General features: G+C 57.6%; 14 protein-coding genes and 1 pseudogene. 6 read left to right on the forward strand and 9 right to left on the reverse strand.

Features of this window, described 5'->3' with window-relative positions; genetic code table 11:
- Positions 1–2: 2 nt before the first annotated feature.
- The 5 genes from A0O30_RS06990 to wecB form a co-directional block, all read right to left on the reverse strand.
- On the reverse strand, positions 3–2,093 hold the full coding sequence (locus A0O30_RS06990; RefSeq protein WP_105946002.1) for a glycosyltransferase: 2,091 nt from the start codon (positions 2,091–2,093) through the stop codon (positions 3–5).
- Positions 2,094–2,257: 164 nt separating this feature from the next.
- Complete coding sequence (locus A0O30_RS06995; protein WP_105946003.1) at positions 2,258–3,463, reverse strand: glycosyltransferase family 4 protein; 1,206 nt, start codon at positions 3,461–3,463, stop codon at positions 2,258–2,260.
- On the reverse strand, positions 3,460–4,695 hold the full coding sequence (locus A0O30_RS07000) for a glycosyltransferase family 4 protein (RefSeq protein ID WP_105946004.1): 1,236 nt from the start codon (positions 4,693–4,695) through the stop codon (positions 3,460–3,462). Before A0O30_RS07000 ends, A0O30_RS06995 begins: the two co-directional genes overlap by 4 nt.
- A gap of 168 nt (positions 4,696–4,863) precedes the next feature.
- Positions 4,864–6,126 carry a UDP-N-acetyl-D-mannosamine dehydrogenase gene (wecC, locus tag A0O30_RS07005; protein WP_105946005.1) on the reverse strand — a complete coding sequence of 421 codons (1,263 nt, stop codon included), beginning with the start codon at positions 6,124–6,126 and terminating at the stop codon, positions 4,864–4,866.
- Positions 6,123–7,265: a non-hydrolyzing UDP-N-acetylglucosamine 2-epimerase gene (gene wecB / locus A0O30_RS07010; protein WP_105946006.1), complete on the reverse strand. Its 1,143-nt coding sequence runs from the start codon at positions 7,263–7,265 to the stop codon at positions 6,123–6,125. The genes wecC and wecB overlap by 4 nt, the downstream gene beginning before the upstream one ends.
- Positions 7,266–7,953: 688 nt before the next feature.
- On the opposite strand from wecB, the gene A0O30_RS07015 reads away from it, so the two are divergent.
- The gene (locus tag A0O30_RS07015) at positions 7,954–8,289 is read left to right on the forward strand and encodes a ComEA family DNA-binding protein (RefSeq protein ID WP_016715053.1); all 336 of its coding nucleotides are present in this window, start codon (positions 7,954–7,956) and stop codon (positions 8,287–8,289) included.
- A 224-nt stretch (positions 8,290–8,513) separates the two neighbouring features.
- Here the strand turns inward: A0O30_RS07015 and A0O30_RS07020 are convergent, their stop codons facing one another.
- Entirely contained in the window at positions 8,514–8,681 is a 168-nt protein-coding gene (locus A0O30_RS07020; protein ID WP_003252762.1) for a DUF2897 family protein, read from the reverse strand.
- Positions 8,682–8,861: 180 nt separating this feature from the next.
- On the opposite strand from A0O30_RS07020, the gene pyrF reads away from it, so the two are divergent.
- Positions 8,862–9,563: an orotidine-5'-phosphate decarboxylase gene (pyrF, locus tag A0O30_RS07025; protein ID WP_019096946.1), complete on the forward strand. Its 702-nt coding sequence runs from the start codon at positions 8,862–8,864 to the stop codon at positions 9,561–9,563.
- A gap of 92 nt (positions 9,564–9,655) precedes the next feature.
- On the opposite strand, the gene A0O30_RS07030 is transcribed toward pyrF, so the two are convergent.
- Both A0O30_RS07030 and A0O30_RS07035 read right to left on the reverse strand, forming a co-directional pair.
- Complete coding sequence (locus tag A0O30_RS07030) at positions 9,656–10,681, reverse strand: acyltransferase (protein ID WP_105946007.1); 1,026 nt, start codon at positions 10,679–10,681, stop codon at positions 9,656–9,658.
- Positions 10,682–10,846: 165 nt separating this feature from the next.
- Positions 10,847–11,851 carry an NADP-dependent oxidoreductase gene (locus A0O30_RS07035; RefSeq protein WP_105946008.1) on the reverse strand — a complete coding sequence of 335 codons (1,005 nt, stop codon included), beginning with the start codon at positions 11,849–11,851 and terminating at the stop codon, positions 10,847–10,849.
- Positions 11,852–12,027: 176 nt separating this feature from the next.
- Here A0O30_RS07035 and A0O30_RS07040 point away from each other — a divergent pair, with 176 nt between their 5' ends.
- The 3 genes and pseudogenes from A0O30_RS07040 (at position 12,028) to A0O30_RS28170 (ending at position 14,983) form a co-directional block, all read left to right on the forward strand.
- Positions 12,028–12,789: an SDR family oxidoreductase gene (locus A0O30_RS07040; RefSeq protein ID WP_105946009.1), complete on the forward strand. Its 762-nt coding sequence runs from the start codon at positions 12,028–12,030 to the stop codon at positions 12,787–12,789.
- Between the two features lie 805 nt (positions 12,790–13,594).
- A pseudogene (locus tag A0O30_RS28165) lies at positions 13,595–14,074 on the forward strand (methyl-accepting chemotaxis protein); the annotation flags it as partial.
- Positions 14,075–14,278: 204 nt separating this feature from the next.
- Positions 14,279–14,983 (forward strand): methyl-accepting chemotaxis protein, encoded by a 705-nt coding sequence (locus A0O30_RS28170; protein ID WP_371921617.1) that lies wholly within the window; start codon positions 14,279–14,281, stop codon positions 14,981–14,983.
- Between the two features lie 62 nt (positions 14,984–15,045).
- Here the strand turns inward: A0O30_RS28170 and A0O30_RS07050 are convergent, their stop codons facing one another.
- Positions 15,046–16,236, reverse strand: coding sequence for a benzoate/H(+) symporter BenE family transporter (locus A0O30_RS07050; protein ID WP_105946011.1), 1,191 nt, complete (start codon positions 16,234–16,236; stop codon positions 15,046–15,048).
- 145 nt (positions 16,237–16,381) lie between these two features.
- Between A0O30_RS07050 and A0O30_RS07055 the strand changes: the two genes are divergently transcribed.
- Positions 16,382–16,984: a glutathione S-transferase family protein gene (locus tag A0O30_RS07055; protein ID WP_012271075.1), complete on the forward strand. Its 603-nt coding sequence runs from the start codon at positions 16,382–16,384 to the stop codon at positions 16,982–16,984.
- Positions 16,985–16,987 lie beyond the last annotated feature (3 nt).

Here is a 16,987-nt window from a genome sequence, read left to right on the forward strand (position 1 = left end):
GATTAAAGACCCGATACCTTCTGGTTGCTAATTGCTCTGTAAAATTCTTTGCTATCGGCGCAGTAAAGCTCTGGCGAAGAAATAAGTATGTTGGCTTCTGCAAAGCGCCAGTTTGCTACAAATTCCTCAGGACTCCAGAGAGCCCCGTCCAGTTGAGCCTGTTGATTGAAGTCGAATGCATCTCGGTCGAGCGATTTTGCCCACCCTTTGGCTTCGGGTTGATAGCTCATCGCATTTGCCAAATCGCGTAGATAATAACGACCATAACCAGCAAGCGGGTTCAACCAGCCGATGGAGTCAAATTGGCTTGCCTGTGTTTCAAATGCTGGGCTGGAGAAAAATCCTGGAGGAACTAGCTCAACTCCATTTGGTTTTGGCAGGCTTAAAAGCTCTGTATTGCCGTGGCACTCAATTATAATGGAGAAGTCACGATAGATTTGTTGATCGCAAAGCTTTATTAGGCTATGTACATCAATTTCTTCATAGGCTTTTGCGATAAGAAGAATTTTGGGGTTGATCGCGCTGACTGCGGGCAAACCAACGCTCGTGAAAACGCTATTGATTCGGTGCGCATATGTGTGATTAGAGAACACCTCTCTAATTCCGAGTAGGCTACGGCGGCGCCACTCCTTGTCATCAGTTAGCAGAGTGTGGATCGCTTCCTCTGCTTCTTGCTCGCTGCTAACCATCCAGACGGCATCGGACTCAAAGAGCTCTTCAATACCTTTGGCATAGGTACTTACCACTGGAGTTCCGCAGGCCATCAACTCGAAAACCCTCCGAGAAAACATGGTAGGAGAGTCCGTGACCGAGTTTACGTTCAGGAAAAGCCGGTATCTACTGTACTCAGCGCACAGCTCTTTATATGGAAGACTGCCTTTGATACCTGCCTGGTATTCATCCGGAAATGAGAACAGTCCAGTCCCATAGTTACGATCATAGATATCTAGGCCATGTTTATTACCGGCCTGAAGCAGCCAGCGCATGGCGCGACCACGCTTAGCATGCCTATTACCATACCAGCTACCTGCGAAGCATGCGCGTGGAATACGCCCCTCCAGCGGTGCGGGTTTGTGCAGTTTCGGTTGCGCAGCAAAGGGAAGTGCATGAATATTGGAATTGCCCGTTTTCTTGCGGTATGACGGCCGGGTATTAGCGTCTGTAGTGAAAATGTGATCGGCTAGTTTAGCGCTGCACATAAACTTGTCATGATGAACTGGATCTTCCTTGTTCCAGAATACCATGGGAATGCCACGTTCCCTCGCATATTGAGACATCAGTGCTATTTCTGGTCCGGGCTTATTCGAGTACTCCGCTACACGGAACTGCCAGCTACCTTGGTTACCTTTCCAAGCACTTTCGATAAAGAAGGCAGCAGGTTTATACTTCTCGGCCAAAGCATACCAATTGTCTGGGCGTGGTTGGATTAGATTTACTTCCTGCTCGAAGCAACCGGTCGTAAACTCATCCATCACACCAATGACATATGGTTTTCCATTTTCAGGATACTCCGGCCAGCCTAGGATGCTTATGGCTTGAACGTCGGCGGAAGGTGGAATAAGTTGGATCAAGTCTTCTTTGAGTTTTCGCGAAATGATCTCAACTTGATCTATGTGGATCGCGTCATCAGCACCTGCATTGAACGTGCAGAAACCAATTTCGAGATTCACACCGCCGTCAGGGACTTTAAACTCGTAAAGCGTAACTACTTTTCCAAGCGTGCAGGGCAAATATTTATAATGCGAGTTCAGTTTTGTGGAGCGCGCGAGCTTGCCCCCAATCTCTACAATTTCTTCACCATCAAGATCCAGTAGTTTAACTAGAAGCAGCGCTTTTCGATTTACGTCAGCCGTGGTTTCGTATTTTACTGCGACACGAACCGAAACGGTATCACCTGGTTTGACAGCGGCGCTATTCCACTGTGGGGAGGCAGTCAGAGTGATTCGGTTGCTTTCAACGATTTCGACAGTCGGAAGAGGCTCTTCTTTCTCTATGCCAATGCGAACAGCTACCTTTTGGTTTTTCACCAAAGACTCGTAGATACCTAAACTTTGCGCCATTTTCTTCAACCATCGACGCCCCCATTTTTTCATGTGCTCATCCCCGTGAAACTACAAAGCTGATAATAGTGGTAAATTAGTGTTGTCTGTTAAATTTGTCAGTTTCTTACTGGCAATTTTTTGGCTTTTGCTTTGCTGTATTTTCTTCCATGATATTTGCTTTAATTAAGGTGAGTGATTCAAATGAAAAGTTTCGGTTAGCCCTGCGGGCTTCGTTTTGGCAAGGTTTCAAAAATGTCCTGTGCCATCTGCTGTTTGATGAAGGTTCTAGAGTATTGAGCTACAAAACTCTGCCTGCATACGTGCTCGAGGTCCAGCTGCTCCAGTGCTTCGATAGCGCTCTCAATATCACCTGGTGAGAATATGGCTATGTTGTTTATCCGATGGTTGGCGAAGCGTTGGGCATAACCTGTAAGGCCAGCCCAGATTGGCTTTCCTGTTGCGGCGTATTCAAATAGCTTGGATGGTAATACCTTTCTGAATGCTTTTAAGTCGTTCAAATGAAGGAACAACACATCGGCGGCTTCATAGGCTTTGAGTAACTTGTCCCGTTTCATGGGAGGGTTAATTAGCACGTTGGATACGCCGTGCAGTTGCAGTTCGCGGAATAGGCGGTCAGATGCCCCGCCTGCTCCGATCAGATGGAACTCCACTCTATGTTCCAAGCGTTTAGCGAGCTTTGGAATGATCAGGTGCAAGCCTTGTCCGACGCCGAGGTTGCCGGCATAAACGACACGTAATCGCTTTTTGTCATCAGACTCAGCAAGGCGAGATTGAGCCGGTTTCATACTCAAAAAGAGCTCATCGACACCATTCGTGTACTGCGCGAATGCCAAATCAGGATAGCGCTTGGAGAAGTAGGGTAGAAATCCAGGCGATATAAGATTTACACGGCTTGCTTGACGTATGGTCCACCGCTCAATTGGAGAAAAAATAGTGGCTGCAAATTTACCAAGTCTATAGGGGAACAGTTCCGGCAGGGTATCAACGAAAATATCACGAATATCCAGGTACAAGCGGGCGCGGGTTCGTTTTGCTACCAGTGCTCCAAGAGAGGCAGTCATCAGCCTGGACGAAGTAGCTACAACTAAGTCGTAACGCTGCCCTTTAACTGAGGCATAGACCGACCTTGCATAGGCAACAAAGGCAAGGGTTTGGTCTATGATTCCGCTCTTGTGACAAGGAAGATCAACTCTTCGAATGTTGATGGTTCCGTTTTGCTCAGATTGAGGCGCGTCTTTCACATAGTTATGATAGCGGTTCGGACGTGTCGTGATTACGTCGATCTCAGCACTGTCCCCCAGCTGGAGTTGGAGCGACTTTACCAATGCTTCCGCACGAAATGCCCCTGCAGAAAGGTCGGGAGTGTAATAAAAACTGAGAATTAGGATTCTAGGGCTCATGAGCGAACCCCGACACTTTTGCCAAGTAACTGGTTGTACATTTCAACCAATTTATATTCCTGTTCTTCCCAGTTAAGTTTCAGTGCAGCACGTTCCGAGTTGCCCGCCATGGTTTTCCGCATGGCTGGGTTTTCAATCAGGCGTTTTACTGCGCTTGCGAGTGCTTGGGTATCCTTTCCGTTGAGAAGCAGGCCGACGCTATATGTATCAACCACCTTTCTGATCTCGGGCAGATTGGTCGCGATAATTGGAAGGCCAGCTATCAAGTACTCAAACAGCTTGTTTGAGTCTGTGGTGAAATGGTTAAAGCAAGTGTTTTCGATAGGCTGAACACCAATGTCTGCGGATGCTGTGTATTCAGGCAGTTCAGCCAATCTGACAGTTGGAATAAAATGCACGCGATCACTCACACCCAGCGACTGGCTTAGGTTGATCAGTGATTGTGTCAAGCGGCCGCCACCTATGAAGACGAAATAGGCATGAGGAACCAGGGTGGCAGCATGTACCAACTTCTGCAAACCACGGCCCTGTTGCAGGCCACCTTGATAAAGGACGATGGGCCATGGCTTATCCAAGGCCAATTCATTACGAATTCGGTTGGTGTGAGCACTCGGTAGGTAGCGTGGTCGGTTCTGGAGAACCATAGGTCGCACGACACCATACGCTCTGGCAAAAAATGTTGAACGAGCGTCGGTAGTAGTAATGACACCCGAAGCGCGAGGCATTAGATGCTTTTCGATAAAGCCGACTATCCGCCGTATGTTTTTGTAGCCTTCACGGCTAGTGCTTATTTCATGAGCGTCGTAAACCAGTGCAGCCCGGCTAGTGACGGCTGCTAGCCAAGCGGTAGGCAGTGTATTCACATCGTGAGCATGAACGGCGTCTGGCCGATAGCTCACTACGTAGGCGAAGAACTTTAGATGCGCCCAAGCCCTGCCACAGGCACGAAGCATCAGCATTGGCGCAGAAACGCGAGATTCAGTTTGAGCTAGCGGCTTGGCTTTTTTATCTTGCGAGGCCAGCTTGTTTTTCGGCCAAAGCGAGAACAGGTCAGGACGTACACGCAGTACTTGAATGCCGTCTAACAGGGTTTCACTTGGCTGTGTCACACCAGGCTTGTGCAGGGCGAACACCCTAACCTGGTAACCCGCGTTTTGAAGGGTCTGAGCCTCTTTGAGCACGCGGGCATCATTGAGAAACTCGTTCCATACGATCATGGCAATTTTTTTCATGATCGTTACACCTTGTTCAAAGTGGCAGAAACATTCCGGATTAGGGAATGTGGTCTGCCACGGAGCGTGAACGCAGGTGCATGAACATTTTGACCGGCCACCACGGCTCGCCGGGCGAACCGGTAAATCGTGAGGGAGAGGTCAAAACGTTCCATCAGAGCAAAGGGTTCAGTTTTGAGTAACGCCAGCAGCATCGATTACGAATGCGGCGTCTCGGACGTTGAAGGCTTCTTTGAATTCACGGTGCTTTACCAGCAATACGTGAATATCTGCGCTGTCTTGGGCATAGACGAAATCGACGTGCTCGTGGCGCGCCAGGCGCTGCGGCAGGGCTTCGATGTTCGGCTCGACCAGCTGCAGGGTGGCTTCCAGCTCGTTGCCCAGGCGTTCGGCGATGCTCAGGGCAGGGCTTTCGCGCAGGTCGTCGATGTCGGCCTTGAAGGCCAGGCCGTAGCAGGCGATTTTCACTTGCTGGGCCGACTTGCCCGGGTTTTTGATCAGGAAGTTGGCCAGCGCCATCTTGACCTTGTCGATTACCCACTCAGGTTTGCTGTCGTTGACCACACGGGCGGTGCGGATCAGGCGAGCCTGCTCTGGGGTCTGGCTGACGATGAACCATGGGTCTACCGCGATGCAGTGGCCGCCAACACCCGGGCCAGGCTGCAGAATGTTGACGCGTGGGTGGTGGTTGGCCAGGCGAATCAGCTCCCACACGTCGATGTCCAGCTTGTCGCAGATGATCGACAGTTCGTTGGCGAAGGCAATGTTCACGTCACGGAAGCTGTTTTCGGTCAGCTTGCACATTTCGGCAGTGCGGGCGTTGGTGACGATGCACTCGCCTTCAACGAAGGTGCGGTACAGGCGTACGGCTGCGTCCGAGCACTTCTTGGTCATGCCGCCGATGATGCGGTCGTTTTCTACCAGTTCGCGCAGCACGTGGCCTGGCAGTACGCGCTCAGGGCAGTGGGCAATGCGGATGTCGGAGTCTTCGCCGTGGGTTTGTGGGAAGCTCAGGTCCGGGCGGGCTTGTGCCAGCCAGAAGGCCATCTGCTCGGTGGCGCCGACCGGGGAGGTGGACTCCAGGATGACCAGGTCGCCTTTTTTCAGCACGGGCGCAATGGCCTTGCTGGCGGACTCGATGTAGCTCAGGTCCGGCTGGTGGTCATCCATGAACGGGGTCGGCACGGCGATCAGGAAGGCGTCGGCAGCTTCTGGCACGGTGGAGGCGCGCAGGAAACCTTCGGTTACCGCTGCGTGTACCACCATGTCCAGCTCAGGCTCGACGATGTGGATCTCGCCACGGTTGATGGTGTCGACCGCGTGCTGGTTCACATCGATACCGATCACGTGCTTCTTGCGGGCGGCGAAAACGGCGGCGGTTGGCAGGCCGATATAGCCCAGGCCTACGACGGAAATTTTGTTGAAACTCATGCTGCGTCCTTGGAGTTAGAGAATGCGGAAAGTGCGTCGAGGATTCGCGTGCACGCTTTTCCATCGCCGTAAGGGTTATGGGCAAAGCTCATCTCGCGGTAGGTCGCGTCGTCGGTGAGCAGTTTTGCCAGGTTCTCGGTAATCGATTCCACGTCGGTGCCTACCAGCTTGACGGTGCCGGCAGCCACGGCTTCCGGGCGCTCGGTGGTGTCACGCATGACCAGTACCGGCTTGCCCAGGGCAGGGGCTTCTTCCTGGATGCCGCCGGAGTCGGTGAGGATCAGGTACGAGCGGGTCATCAGGTACACGAACGGCAGGTAGTCCAGCGGTTCGATCAGGTGGATGTTGTTGACGTCAGCCAGCAGGCGGTTCACCGGTTCGCGCACGTTCGGGTTGAGGTGCACCGGGTAGACGATATCCACGTCAGGGAATTGACGCGCGGTGTGTACCAGCGCCTGGCAGATGCGCTCGAAGCCGCCACCAAAGTTTTCACGGCGGTGGCCAGTGACCAGCACCATGCGGCGTTCGGGGTTCAGGAAGCTGAACTGGGCTTCGAACTGGTTTTTCAGGGCCGGGCTTTCCAGCTTGCGGACGACTTCCAGCAGCGCGTCGATCACCGTGTTGCCGGTGGTGTAGATGGTCGCGGCGTCAGTGCCTTCACGCAGCAGGTTGTCCTGCGAGGTGGAGGTTGGCGCGAAGTGCAGGGCGGCCAGGGCGCCGGTCAGGCGGCGGTTGCCTTCTTCCGGCCATGGCGAGTACAGGTTGCCGGTGCGCAGGCCTGCTTCCACATGGGCGATCGGAATCTGCTGGTAGTAGGCGGCCAGGCTGGTGGCCAGTGTTGTTGCGGTGTCGCCGTGCACCAGCACCACGTCGGGCTTGAACTCGGCCAGCACAGGCTTCAGGCCCTGCAGGATGGCAGTGGTCACGTCGGTCAGGTCCTGGCCTGGCTTCATGATGTTCAAGTCGTAGTCGGGCGTGATCTCGAACAGCTCCAGTACCTGGTCAAGCATCTGACGATGTTGGCCGGTTACGCAGACGCGCGACTCGAAACGGTCGTCCTGGGCAAGGTTGAGGGCCAGTGGTGCCATTTTGATGGCTTCTGGGCGGGTGCCAAATACGATGAGGGTCTTGAGGGACACGGCGACGGTCTTCTGTGTATTGAGTGAAGGCGGTTGGAACGACTGCTAAACGCGAGGATCTGGGTGTTGCTCAGGTCGGCCGAGGGGGGCCTGGCTGGCGCAGCACGACCGAAATCGGGCAGGGCCAGTGAGGGGGAGGTGAAAAAAATTTCATATTGCTCGGATCCTTCAAGCGAAGCGGCTGTCCTATGGCCGAGAATTTATCATTTTGTCATCAATATGGCATCCCGTCTGGCACGTTTTTTTCCCCTGATCGAGCGAATTTGCCCATAAATATCTAGGGATTGGATCCGATGTTGGATATATATATCGGATAAAACGATTGTTTGATGCCATACAGACATCATGCCAACGAAGTCAATATAACTATCGTATGCGACGAACGGGTGGGAGCCTTGTCCGGCAAGGCTTGTAGGAAAAACAACAGCTTTTGGTCTGAATGAAAGCCAGGTTAAACGGGAATTTACCTAGCGGCGATTTGCCATCGCTTTTTTTTCATGAAGTTAACTCGAAACATGGCTGAACGCCATCATTTTTGGGGGGTCGAAGTTGGTTTTTTTAATGTTTGATTCGGTAACGATTAACCAGGTCAAGTGACTGTTTGCAAAATGGCAGAACCGCTAGGGTTGATTGCGCAGCCGAAGGAAAACGGCTGTTGGAAAATGACCAACCCAAGGAGTGTTCACTCATGCGTAACAACGTTCTGTCGTACCTGCTGCTGCCGCTGTTCGCCAGCCTGTCGTTCTCCCTCAGCGCGGCACCTGCCAGTGCCACGGCGGTGCCCGAGCCGGTGCCGGTTGTGGCCCAGATGCAGGCGCAGGAGGCGCCACGGCTTGACCTGAACAAGGCTGATGCACTGACCTTGCAGAAGGAGCTGAACGGCATCGGGAAGGCCAAGGCCGAGGCCATCGTGGCCTACCGTGAGGCCAATGGGCCGTTCGCTTCGGTGGATGAGCTGTTGGAGATAAAAGGGATCGGGAATGCGTTGCTGGAGCGCAACCGGGATAAGGTGATGGTGGAGTAAGGAGCGCGGCAACGGCTGCTTTGCAGCCCATCGTGGCTCAAGGCCGCTCCTGCAGTCACCACGTTCATTGTTGAATGGGTGGTTTATGTGGGGGCGGCTTTATATGTTGAGGGGGGCAACGCCATTAGTAATAAAAATTCAATAAAACAATGGCTTATCCATTGCTTTTGTGGGCGTCAAAAAATTGCCCGTCATCTTGGGTTTTAACCCGTTGCTTTAACCTTTTACCGGTCCTGCGCATCCTTCGCATCCGCTTCGGCATTGCGCTCATGCACCTTGCGCAATTGTTCTTCGGTCAGGGGCAGTTTTTTTGCCGTGTCGCGCAGCATCATCAGCCCACCGACGATGGAGCCGAGGGCTATGATGAGGATCAGCCAGGCATACCAGGGCATTGTCGTTCTCCTTAAACGGGGGGAGCATTGCTTGTACAAAATTTGAGCAGTAGCCCGTTCCATTGGTTCAATTATAGGAGCCAGCCGCCGTCGGGCCAATTCCGTGACCCGTGGGCCCCAAAGCCTGCGTCACTTCGTTTACAATGCGCGCCGTTTTCGACTTGCCAAGAGACCCTGCCCATGTCCGCCTGCCAGACGCCCCTGATCGTCGCCCTGGATTTCCCTACCCGTGAGGCCGCCCTGAAGCTGGCTGACCAGCTTGACCCTGCGCTGTGCCGGGTGAAGGTTGGCAAGGAGCTGTTCACCAGCAGCGCTTCGGGCATTGTCGAAACCCTGTGCGACAAAGGCTTCGAAGTGTTCCTGGACCTCAAGTTCCACGACATTCCCAACACCACCGCCATGGCGGTCAAGGCAGCCGCCGAGATGGGTGTGTGGATGGTGAACGTGCATTGCTCCGGTGGCCTGCGCATGATGGCCGCCTGCCGTGAAGAGCTGGCCAAGCGTAGCGGCCCGCAGCCGTTGTTGATCGGCGTGACCGTGCTGACCAGCATGGAGCGTGAAGACCTGGCCGGTATCGGCCTGGATATCGACCCGCAAGAGCAGGTGCTGCGTCTGGCGGCATTGGCGCAGAAGGCTGGCATGGACGGTTTGGTGTGCTCGGCGCTGGAAGCCCCGGCGTTGAAGGCTGCGCACCCGTCGTTGCAACTGGTGACCCCGGGTATTCGCCCGGCGGGCAGTGCGCAGGATGACCAGCGCCGTATCCTCACCCCGCGTCAGGCGCTGGATGCAGGTTCGGATTACCTGGTGATCGGCCGTCCGATCAGCCAGGCGGCAGACCCGGCGCAGGCGCTGGCGGCGGTGGTGGCGGAGATTCGCGGGTAAGTAGCCTGTGTGTCACAGAAAGGCCAGCACCTGTGTGCTGGCCTTTTTTATTGGCCGCCGACAGGGTTTGCACCCCACTTCGGCAGCCGCGGTCAGATTACGACGCGCACTGGCTTGAACAGCCTGAGCAAGTAGATCGGTACCCATGTCAGCACGAACACCGCCACTGCCAGCAACGGAATCAACCACGCCAGCGAATGCCCCTCGATCAGTGGACCATAAAGGAGGCTGGCCCGGTTCATGATGAACACGTGCAAGCAGTACAGCCCCAACGTGCAACCTGACAGCTCGGCCAGCAGTTTGCTGTGCTGTACCAGTTGGCCACCCAGCGCAAGTAGCAGGCGAAAGGCAAAGATGGCGGCCAGTACCACCAACGGAGATACGTAGGAATAGAAAATCTGGCTGGGCTGCCCTTGCAGCATGGACATGGCATGCGTGGCGGCGGCGGTCAGGAGGCCGCTGATGGCGAACCCGCCAAGATTTACCCAGTTGTTGCCAGGGCCGTGCTGGCGAATCTGTTCAAACACATAAGCCCCCAGAAACGCGTAGCCCGCATACCCCATGAACGAAAACAGCTCATAGGTATGCACCATGTTGGCCAGCGCCGGGCTGTACTGTGCGGCGGTGGGCAGCAGGCAACTGATCACCAGCCACAGGCCCAGGAACACACGCTTTTCCTGCAATCCGCAATGTTGGTAGACCTTGGCCATGAATGGCATGAACAGGTAGATGCCGATGATCGCGTACAGGTACCAGAGGTGGTAGTAGACAGGGCCGTGGAGCATGGCCACTGCCGCTTGCCACATGCTGCCGTACCCGGTGCCCAGGGTAGTCCGCCACAGCGCGTAGAACACCGACCAGAAGAGCAACGGCGGCAGTATGCGCACAAAGCGTTTCTGGTAGAACGTGATTGCACCCTCTGTCCGCTCAAGCAGCAGGGCGCCAGACAGCATCAGGAACAGGGGGACGCAAGACCTGACCAAGGAGTTGTAGATGTTGGAGGACATCCAGTTGTCATCCAGTTGCATTGCCCCGGCTGATGCAATGTGAAGCAGTATGACCATGAAGCAGGCGGCGATCCTGCAAAAGTCGAGTCCGGCATTCAAGCGTTGCTGCATGGGTTGCCCACCTTATCGCTGCCCTGCGTAATGGGTGTCTGTGGATGCCTGAATGTAGGGCGGGCGGGGGAAACTGCAAGCGGCGAAAGCGCCACAACCGGGGCTGACGCCCGATTTAAGGGCCTGCGCCGCTCCTGCAGGGGGGGCGGCGCAGGCTTTCCGGCGTTAGACTTTCAGCACCAACTTGCCAAAGTTCTCCCCACTGAACAGCTTCAACAGTGTCTCGGGGAACGTCTCCAGCCCCTCCACCACATCCTCCTTGCTCTTCACCTGCCCACTGGCCAGCCACCCGGCAATCTCCAGCGCGGCCTTGCCGTAGTCCTTGCTGTAATCCATCACAACAAAGCCTTCCATGCGCGCACGGTTCACCAGCAGCGACAGGTAGTTGGCCGGGCCTTTGACGGCCTCTTTGTTGTTGTTGTACTGGCTGATGGCGCCGCAAATCACGATACGGGCCTTGTAGTTGATGCGGGTCAGCACGGCATCGAGGATGTCGCCGCCCACGTTGTCGAAGTACACGTCCACGCCTTTGGGGCATTCACGCTTCAGGCCGGCCAGCACGTCTTCGGCTTTGTAGTCGATCACCCCGTCAAAGCCCAGTTCGTCCTTCAGGTACTGGCACTTCTCGGCGCCGCCGGCAATACCGACCACGTGGCAGCCTTTGACCTTGGCGATCTGTCCGACAATGCTGCCCACCGCACCGGCCGCGCCGGAAATGACCACGGTGTCGCCGGCCTTTGGCTGGCCGACGTCCAGCAGGGCGAAATAGGCGGTCATGCCGGTCATGCCCAGTGCCGACAGGTAGCGGGGCAGGGGCGCCAGGTTGGGGTCGATCTTGTGCAGGCCCTGGGGCTCGCCAGTGAAGTAGTTCTGCACGCCAAGGGCGCCGCTTACATGGTCGCCCGGCTTGAAGGCGGGGTGGTTGGAGGCAACCACTTCGCCAACGCCCAGTGCACGCATCACCTGGCCCAGGGCCACAGGCGGGATGTAAGACTTGCCTTCGTTCATCCAGCCGCGCATGGCCGGGTCCAGTGACAGGTACAGGTTGCGCACCAGTACCTGGCCTTCGCCGGGTTGTTCGGTGGGTACGGTCTCGAAGTTGAAGTCATCACGGCGCACGGCGCCGACCGGGCGTTTGGCGAGCAGGAAACGGCGGTTGGTCTGGGTCATGGCGGGTCCTTGTGGGCAGTGGAGGGAGTCAGGCGTTCAATCTACCTTGTTGATGTAGCCAGGTCCGTAACATCACTGACAAGCATGGTAGCCCAACCGCTGGTGTGATGATGCTGCCCGGCCCTGCGGTGGCTGACTATGCTCTGAACCCCAGCCAACCCTCACAGGAGCACGCGATGAGCATGACCTTTTCTGGCCAGGTAGCCCTGGTTACCGGCGCCGCCGCCGGTATCGGCCGGGCAACTGCCCTGGCGTTTGCCCGTGAGGGCCTGAAAGTGGTGGTAGCCGACCTCGACCCGATTGGCGGCGAAGCCACTGTAGCGCTGATTCACGCGGCGGGCGGTGACGCGCTGTTCATTGCCTGCGACGTTACCCGCGACGCCGAGGTGCGTCAGTTGCATGAGCGGCTGATTACCGCATACGGTCGGCTGGACTACGCCTACAACAACGCCGGCATCGAGATAGAGCAAAACCGCCTGGCAGAGGGTAGCGAGGCCGAGTTCGATGCCATCATGGGTGTGAACGTGAAGGGCGTGTGGTTGTGCATGAAATACCAGCTGCCCTTGCTGCTGGCCCAGGGCGGTGGGGTAATCGTCAATACCGCTTCGGTGGCGGGATTGGGGGCGGCACCGAAGATGAGCATTTACAGTGCCAGCAAACATGCGGTGATTGGCCTGACCAAGTCGGCGGCCATCGAGTACGCGAAGAAGGGCATCCGTGTGAACGCCGTTTGCCCGGCAGTGATCGACACCGACATGTTCCGTCGTGCCTACGAGGCGGACCCGCGCAAAGCCGAGTTCGCCGCCGCCATGCACCCGGTGGGGCGGATCGGCAAGGTCGAGGAAATTGCCAGCGCCGTGTTGTACCTGTGCAGCGACGGCGCGGCGTTTACCACCGGGCATTGCCTGACAGTGGACGGTGGGGCGACGGCGATCTGAGCCGATACTGTGCCTGGCAGCGCCGTTGAATGCCACGGCGAGGCCAGCAGCCTGGCTGCGTATCAATGTCGCTTACGGGCAGGATTCCCGCGTTCAGGCTTTCCTCCGGCATGCAGGGCGACCTCTGCCAAGCTGAAAACGACACGCTCATAGCTATTTGACACTATTCTGACGCCAGGCCCTTGTTCATCGGTTGGCAACGTTGCCACCCTTGGCCCTCGGGATAACCTTACACGCAGAAGGGGAGTCGGCGATGGGCGCGAGCAAGCACGGTGTGCTGGCCAACCTGGGCATGGCCCGCAAACTCGGCTTAGGCTTTGCCCTGGTGCTGGTGCTTACCCTGGCAGTGGCGGCCATCGGCATTGCTGCCTTGCACAGCGTTGGCCAGCGTTTTGACAGTTTGCGCCAGTTGGCGCAGTTCAATACCGACCTGCTGCGCTTGCGCCAGCACGAGCAGGCGTTTGCCTTGCGCTCCGACATCCAGCAGGCCGAGGCTTTGCGCAACGGCCTGCAGGGCCTTGCCGAGCGCGCCCGTGGCTTGCCGTCGCTGGCGGCGGCGCAAAGCGACCTGACCGCCTACGGCGAGGCATTCGAGGCCTTTGTGGAGGCTGTGCAGGCCAAGGAGCTGGCGCTGGACATGGCCAGCTGGTCGGTGTCCAGCGTGGCCAATAACCTCGATGTGCTGCAGGCCGGCCTGGCCGATGACGGTGTGTATACCCTCAAGCAGTCCCAGGGCCAGCAGGGCGGCGAGTTTCTGGAGCAGGCTGCGCAGGTGGCGCAGGTGTCGCGGCTGATGTTGCAGGCCATGGACGAAGCGCGGGTGCGCCTGGAAAAAAGCCGCAAGGGTGAAGAGGGCGTAAGCCAGGAACGTATTGCCCAGACGGTGGAAGCCGCCAGCCTGGTGGGCCAGTTGCAGGGTACGGTCAGTGATGCCGGCTACCAGAGTGTATTGGGCGAGGTGGCGGGGCACATTGGCAGCTTCTCGGAAAAACTCAACGAATACACCGACCAGCTGGCCCGTGAGCAGGGGCTCAAAGCCCAGTTGCAAGCCAGCGCCGAGCAAGTCACCGGCCGGGTCGACCAGGCCTATCTGGGCCAGGAACAGGTGCTGCAGGGTGAGCTGCAGCGCAATGCCATAGCTATTGGCCTGGCCACGGCATTGGCGCTGGTTGTCGGCTTGCTGGCAGCCTGGCTGATTACCCGTGCGGTCGTCGGCCCGCTCAAGCATGTGATCGCCCGTGCCCAGCGCATTGCCGCTGGCGAGTTGGGGTTCGACGCCCAGGCGCCACGTCGTGACGAAGTGGGGCAACTGATGCAGGCCATGCAGCAGATGGCGGCGGGCCTGTCGGGTATTGTCAGTGGCTTGCAGCAAGGTATCGAGCAGCTGGCGGGCAATGCCCAGGCGTTGTCGGCAGTGACCGAGCAGACCAACCGCGAGGTGGGCAGCCAGAAAGAGGAAACCGAACAGGTGGCCACCGCCATGCAGCAGATGACCGCCACTGTGCACGATGTGGCGCGCAATGCCGAGGAAGCGGCGCAGGCGGCACAGGCTGCGGACGACAAGGTCGAGTCGGGGCAACAGGTGGTGCGTCAGAGCATGCAGCGCATCGAGCAGTTGGCGGCGGCGGCGGAAACGGCCAGTGCCGGTATCGACAGCCTCAGCGCCGAAATCCACACCATTGGCGATGTGCTGGAAGTGATCAAGAGCGTGGCCGAGCAGACCAACCTGCTGGCGCTCAACGCTGCCATCGAGGCCGCCCGTGCGGGTGAGCAGGGGCGTGGTTTTGCCGTGGTGGCCGATGAAGTACGCGCCTTGGCGCGGCGTACCCGGCAGTCTACCGAGCAGATCGAGACACTGGTCGCCAGCCTGCGTGGCAACGCCCAGCAGTCGGTGGCGCAGATTCGCGGCAGTACCGAACTGGTGCGCCTGGCAGTGGCAGATGCGCTACAGACCGAGAGTGCGTTGGGCAGCATTGCGGCGGCGGTTTCGTTGATTCAGCAGATGAACCAGCAGATTGCCGCCGCGGCCGAGCAGCAAAGCTCGGTGGCGGAGGAGATCAGTCGCAGTGTCACGCAGATTCGCGGCAGTGCGGATCAGGCGGCGTTGGCGATGCAGGACAATGCCAGGTCCAGTGTGGAGCTGGCGCAGTTGGGTACGGATTTGAAAGGGATGGTGGGGCATTTCAGGTTGTGAGCCGGGCCAGGAATGTCTATTGCCTGTGCCGGCCTCTTCGCGGCACAGGCAACATAAAACCGTCAGGCTTTACGCGGGTTGAGGATCATCAAGGTCACCACCCCCGCCACAATCCCCCAGAACGCCGAGCCAATCGAAAACAGTGTCAGCCCCGAAGCCGTGACCATAAAGGTGATCAACGCCGCCTCCCGCTCACGCGCCTCGCTCATGGCCACGGTCAGCCCGTTCATGATCGAACCAAACAGCGCCAAGGCGGCAATCGACAGCACCAGCTCTTTCGGCAGCGCCGCAAACAACGCCGCCAGGGTCGCGCCGAACACCCCGGCAATGCCATAGAAAATCCCGCACCACACTGCTGCGGTGTAGCGCTTGGCCGGGTCTTCATGGGCATGCGGCCCCGTGCAGATCGCCGCGCTGATCGCCGCCAGGTTAACCCCATGCGAACCGAATGGTGCCAGTAGCAGCGAGGCAAAGCCAGTGGCCGAGATCAGTGGCGAGGCCGGCACCTGGTAGCCGTCGGCGCGCAGCACAGCCACGCCGGGCATGTTCTGCGAGGTCATCGCTACCACGAACAGCGGAATGCCGATGCTGATGGTGGCTGCCAGCGAGAAGCTCGGGGTGGTCCATACCGGTTTGGCCACTTCCAGGTGGAAGCCGCTGAAGTCCAGCAGGCCCAAGGCCCCGGATAACGCAGTGCCCACCAGCAGCGCGGCCAGCACGCAGTAGCGCGGCGACAGGCGCTTGACCAGCAGGTAGCTGAAGAACATGCCCAGCACCAGCAACGTGCGGTGCTGGGCGGCAACGAAGATTTCGCTGCCGATCTTGAACAGAATGCCCGCCAGCAGCGCCGAGGCCAGCGAAGCCGGGATGCGTTTGACCAGGCGCTCGAAGCTGCCGGTCAGGCCGCAGATGAGCACCAGCACGGCGCAGGTGATGTAGGCGCCAATGGCTTCGCCATAGCTCACGCCGCCCAGGCTGGTGATCAGCAAGGCGGCACCGGGGGTGGACCAGGCGACGGTGATCGGTGTGCGGTAGCGCAGTGACAGGCCGATGCTGCACACCGCCATGCCGATTGAAAGCGCCCAGATCCAGGACGAAATCTGTGCAGTGGTAAGCCCGGCTGCCTGGCCGGCCTGGAACATCAGCACCAGCGAACTGGTATAGCCGGTGAGCATGGCAATAAAGCCGGCGACGACCGCCGACGGGGAGCTGTCTGCCAGGGGCCGCAGGCGTGCGGAGGTGGCATCGGTCATGAACAATGTCCTTGTAAAGGTGTAAGCAGTTTTTTCAGACTACAGCGCGCAAGGTTGATCCTTGCCATACAGCGGCCATTGCTTTTAGCCGTACAGTCGCCAACTATTGGGCGCAAATGCAAAACTGCTTGGAAGGGGAGGGGCAATGTACAAGGTCTATGGCGACTACCAGTCGGGCAACTGCTACAAGGTCAAGCTGATGTTGAGCCTGCTGGGCCGGCCGTATGAATGGCACCCGGTGGATATCCTCAAGGGCGAGACCGAAACGCCCGAGTTTCTGGCGATGAACCCTAATGGCAAGGTGCCGGTGCTGGAACTGGAAGATGGCAGTTACCTGTGGGAGTCCAATGCCATTCTCAACTTCCTGGCCGATGGCAGCGAGTTCCTGCCCAGCGAACCGCGTTTGCGTACCCAGGTGCTGCAGTGGCAGTTCTTCGAGCAGTACAGCCATGAGCCGTACATTGCCGTGGCCCGGTTTATCCAGTTCTACCTGGGGCTGCCGGATGAGCGCCTGGAGGAGTACCGCAAGCTGCACAAGGGTGGTTACAAGGCACTGAAGGTGATGGAGCGGCAGTTGCAGATGACGCCGTATCTGGTAGGTGAGCAGTATTCGATTGCCGATGTGGCGTTGTATGCCTACACCCATGTGGCGCAGCAGGGCGGGTTCGATCTGGCCGATTACCCGGCGGTACGGGCCTGGCTGGAGCGGGTCAGCAGCCACCCGCGGCATGTGCCGATGGTGGGTTGATCT

Source organism: Pseudomonas sp. LLC-1 (assembly GCF_002992185.1).
Classification (GTDB): Bacteria; Pseudomonadota; Gammaproteobacteria; order Pseudomonadales; family Pseudomonadaceae; genus Aquipseudomonas; species Aquipseudomonas monteilii.

What these genes read in the sequence shown, in the direction of transcription:
- pyrF (WP_019096946.1), top strand. Translation starts at nt 8,862, where the DNA reads ATGTCCGCCTGCCAGACGCCCCTGATCGTCGCCCTGGATTTCCCTACC.
- A0O30_RS07000 (WP_105946004.1), bottom strand. Translation starts at nt 4,695, where the DNA reads ATGAAAAAAATTGCCATGATCGTATGGAACGAGTTTCTCAATGATGCC.
- A0O30_RS28170 (WP_371921617.1), top strand. Translation starts at nt 14,279, where the DNA reads ATGACCGCCACTGTGCACGATGTGGCGCGCAATGCCGAGGAAGCGGCG.
- A0O30_RS07035 (WP_105946008.1), bottom strand. Translation starts at nt 11,851, where the DNA reads ATGACCCAGACCAACCGCCGTTTCCTGCTCGCCAAACGCCCGGTCGGC.
- A0O30_RS07055 (WP_012271075.1), top strand. Translation starts at nt 16,382, where the DNA reads ATGTACAAGGTCTATGGCGACTACCAGTCGGGCAACTGCTACAAGGTC.
- A0O30_RS07020 (WP_003252762.1), bottom strand. Translation starts at nt 8,681, where the DNA reads ATGCCCTGGTATGCCTGGCTGATCCTCATCATAGCCCTCGGCTCCATC.
- A0O30_RS06990 (WP_105946002.1), bottom strand. Translation starts at nt 2,093, where the DNA reads ATGAAAAAATGGGGGCGTCGATGGTTGAAGAAAATGGCGCAAAGTTTA.
- wecC (WP_105946005.1), bottom strand. Translation starts at nt 6,126, where the DNA reads ATGAGTTTCAACAAAATTTCCGTCGTAGGCCTGGGCTATATCGGCCTG.
- A0O30_RS07040 (WP_105946009.1), top strand. Translation starts at nt 12,028, where the DNA reads ATGAGCATGACCTTTTCTGGCCAGGTAGCCCTGGTTACCGGCGCCGCC.
- A0O30_RS06995 (WP_105946003.1), bottom strand. Translation starts at nt 3,463, where the DNA reads ATGAGCCCTAGAATCCTAATTCTCAGTTTTTATTACACTCCCGACCTT.
- A0O30_RS07015 (WP_016715053.1), top strand. Translation starts at nt 7,954, where the DNA reads ATGCGTAACAACGTTCTGTCGTACCTGCTGCTGCCGCTGTTCGCCAGC.
- A0O30_RS07050 (WP_105946011.1), bottom strand. Translation starts at nt 16,236, where the DNA reads ATGACCGATGCCACCTCCGCACGCCTGCGGCCCCTGGCAGACAGCTCC.
- A0O30_RS07030 (WP_105946007.1), bottom strand. Translation starts at nt 10,681, where the DNA reads ATGCAGCAACGCTTGAATGCCGGACTCGACTTTTGCAGGATCGCCGCC.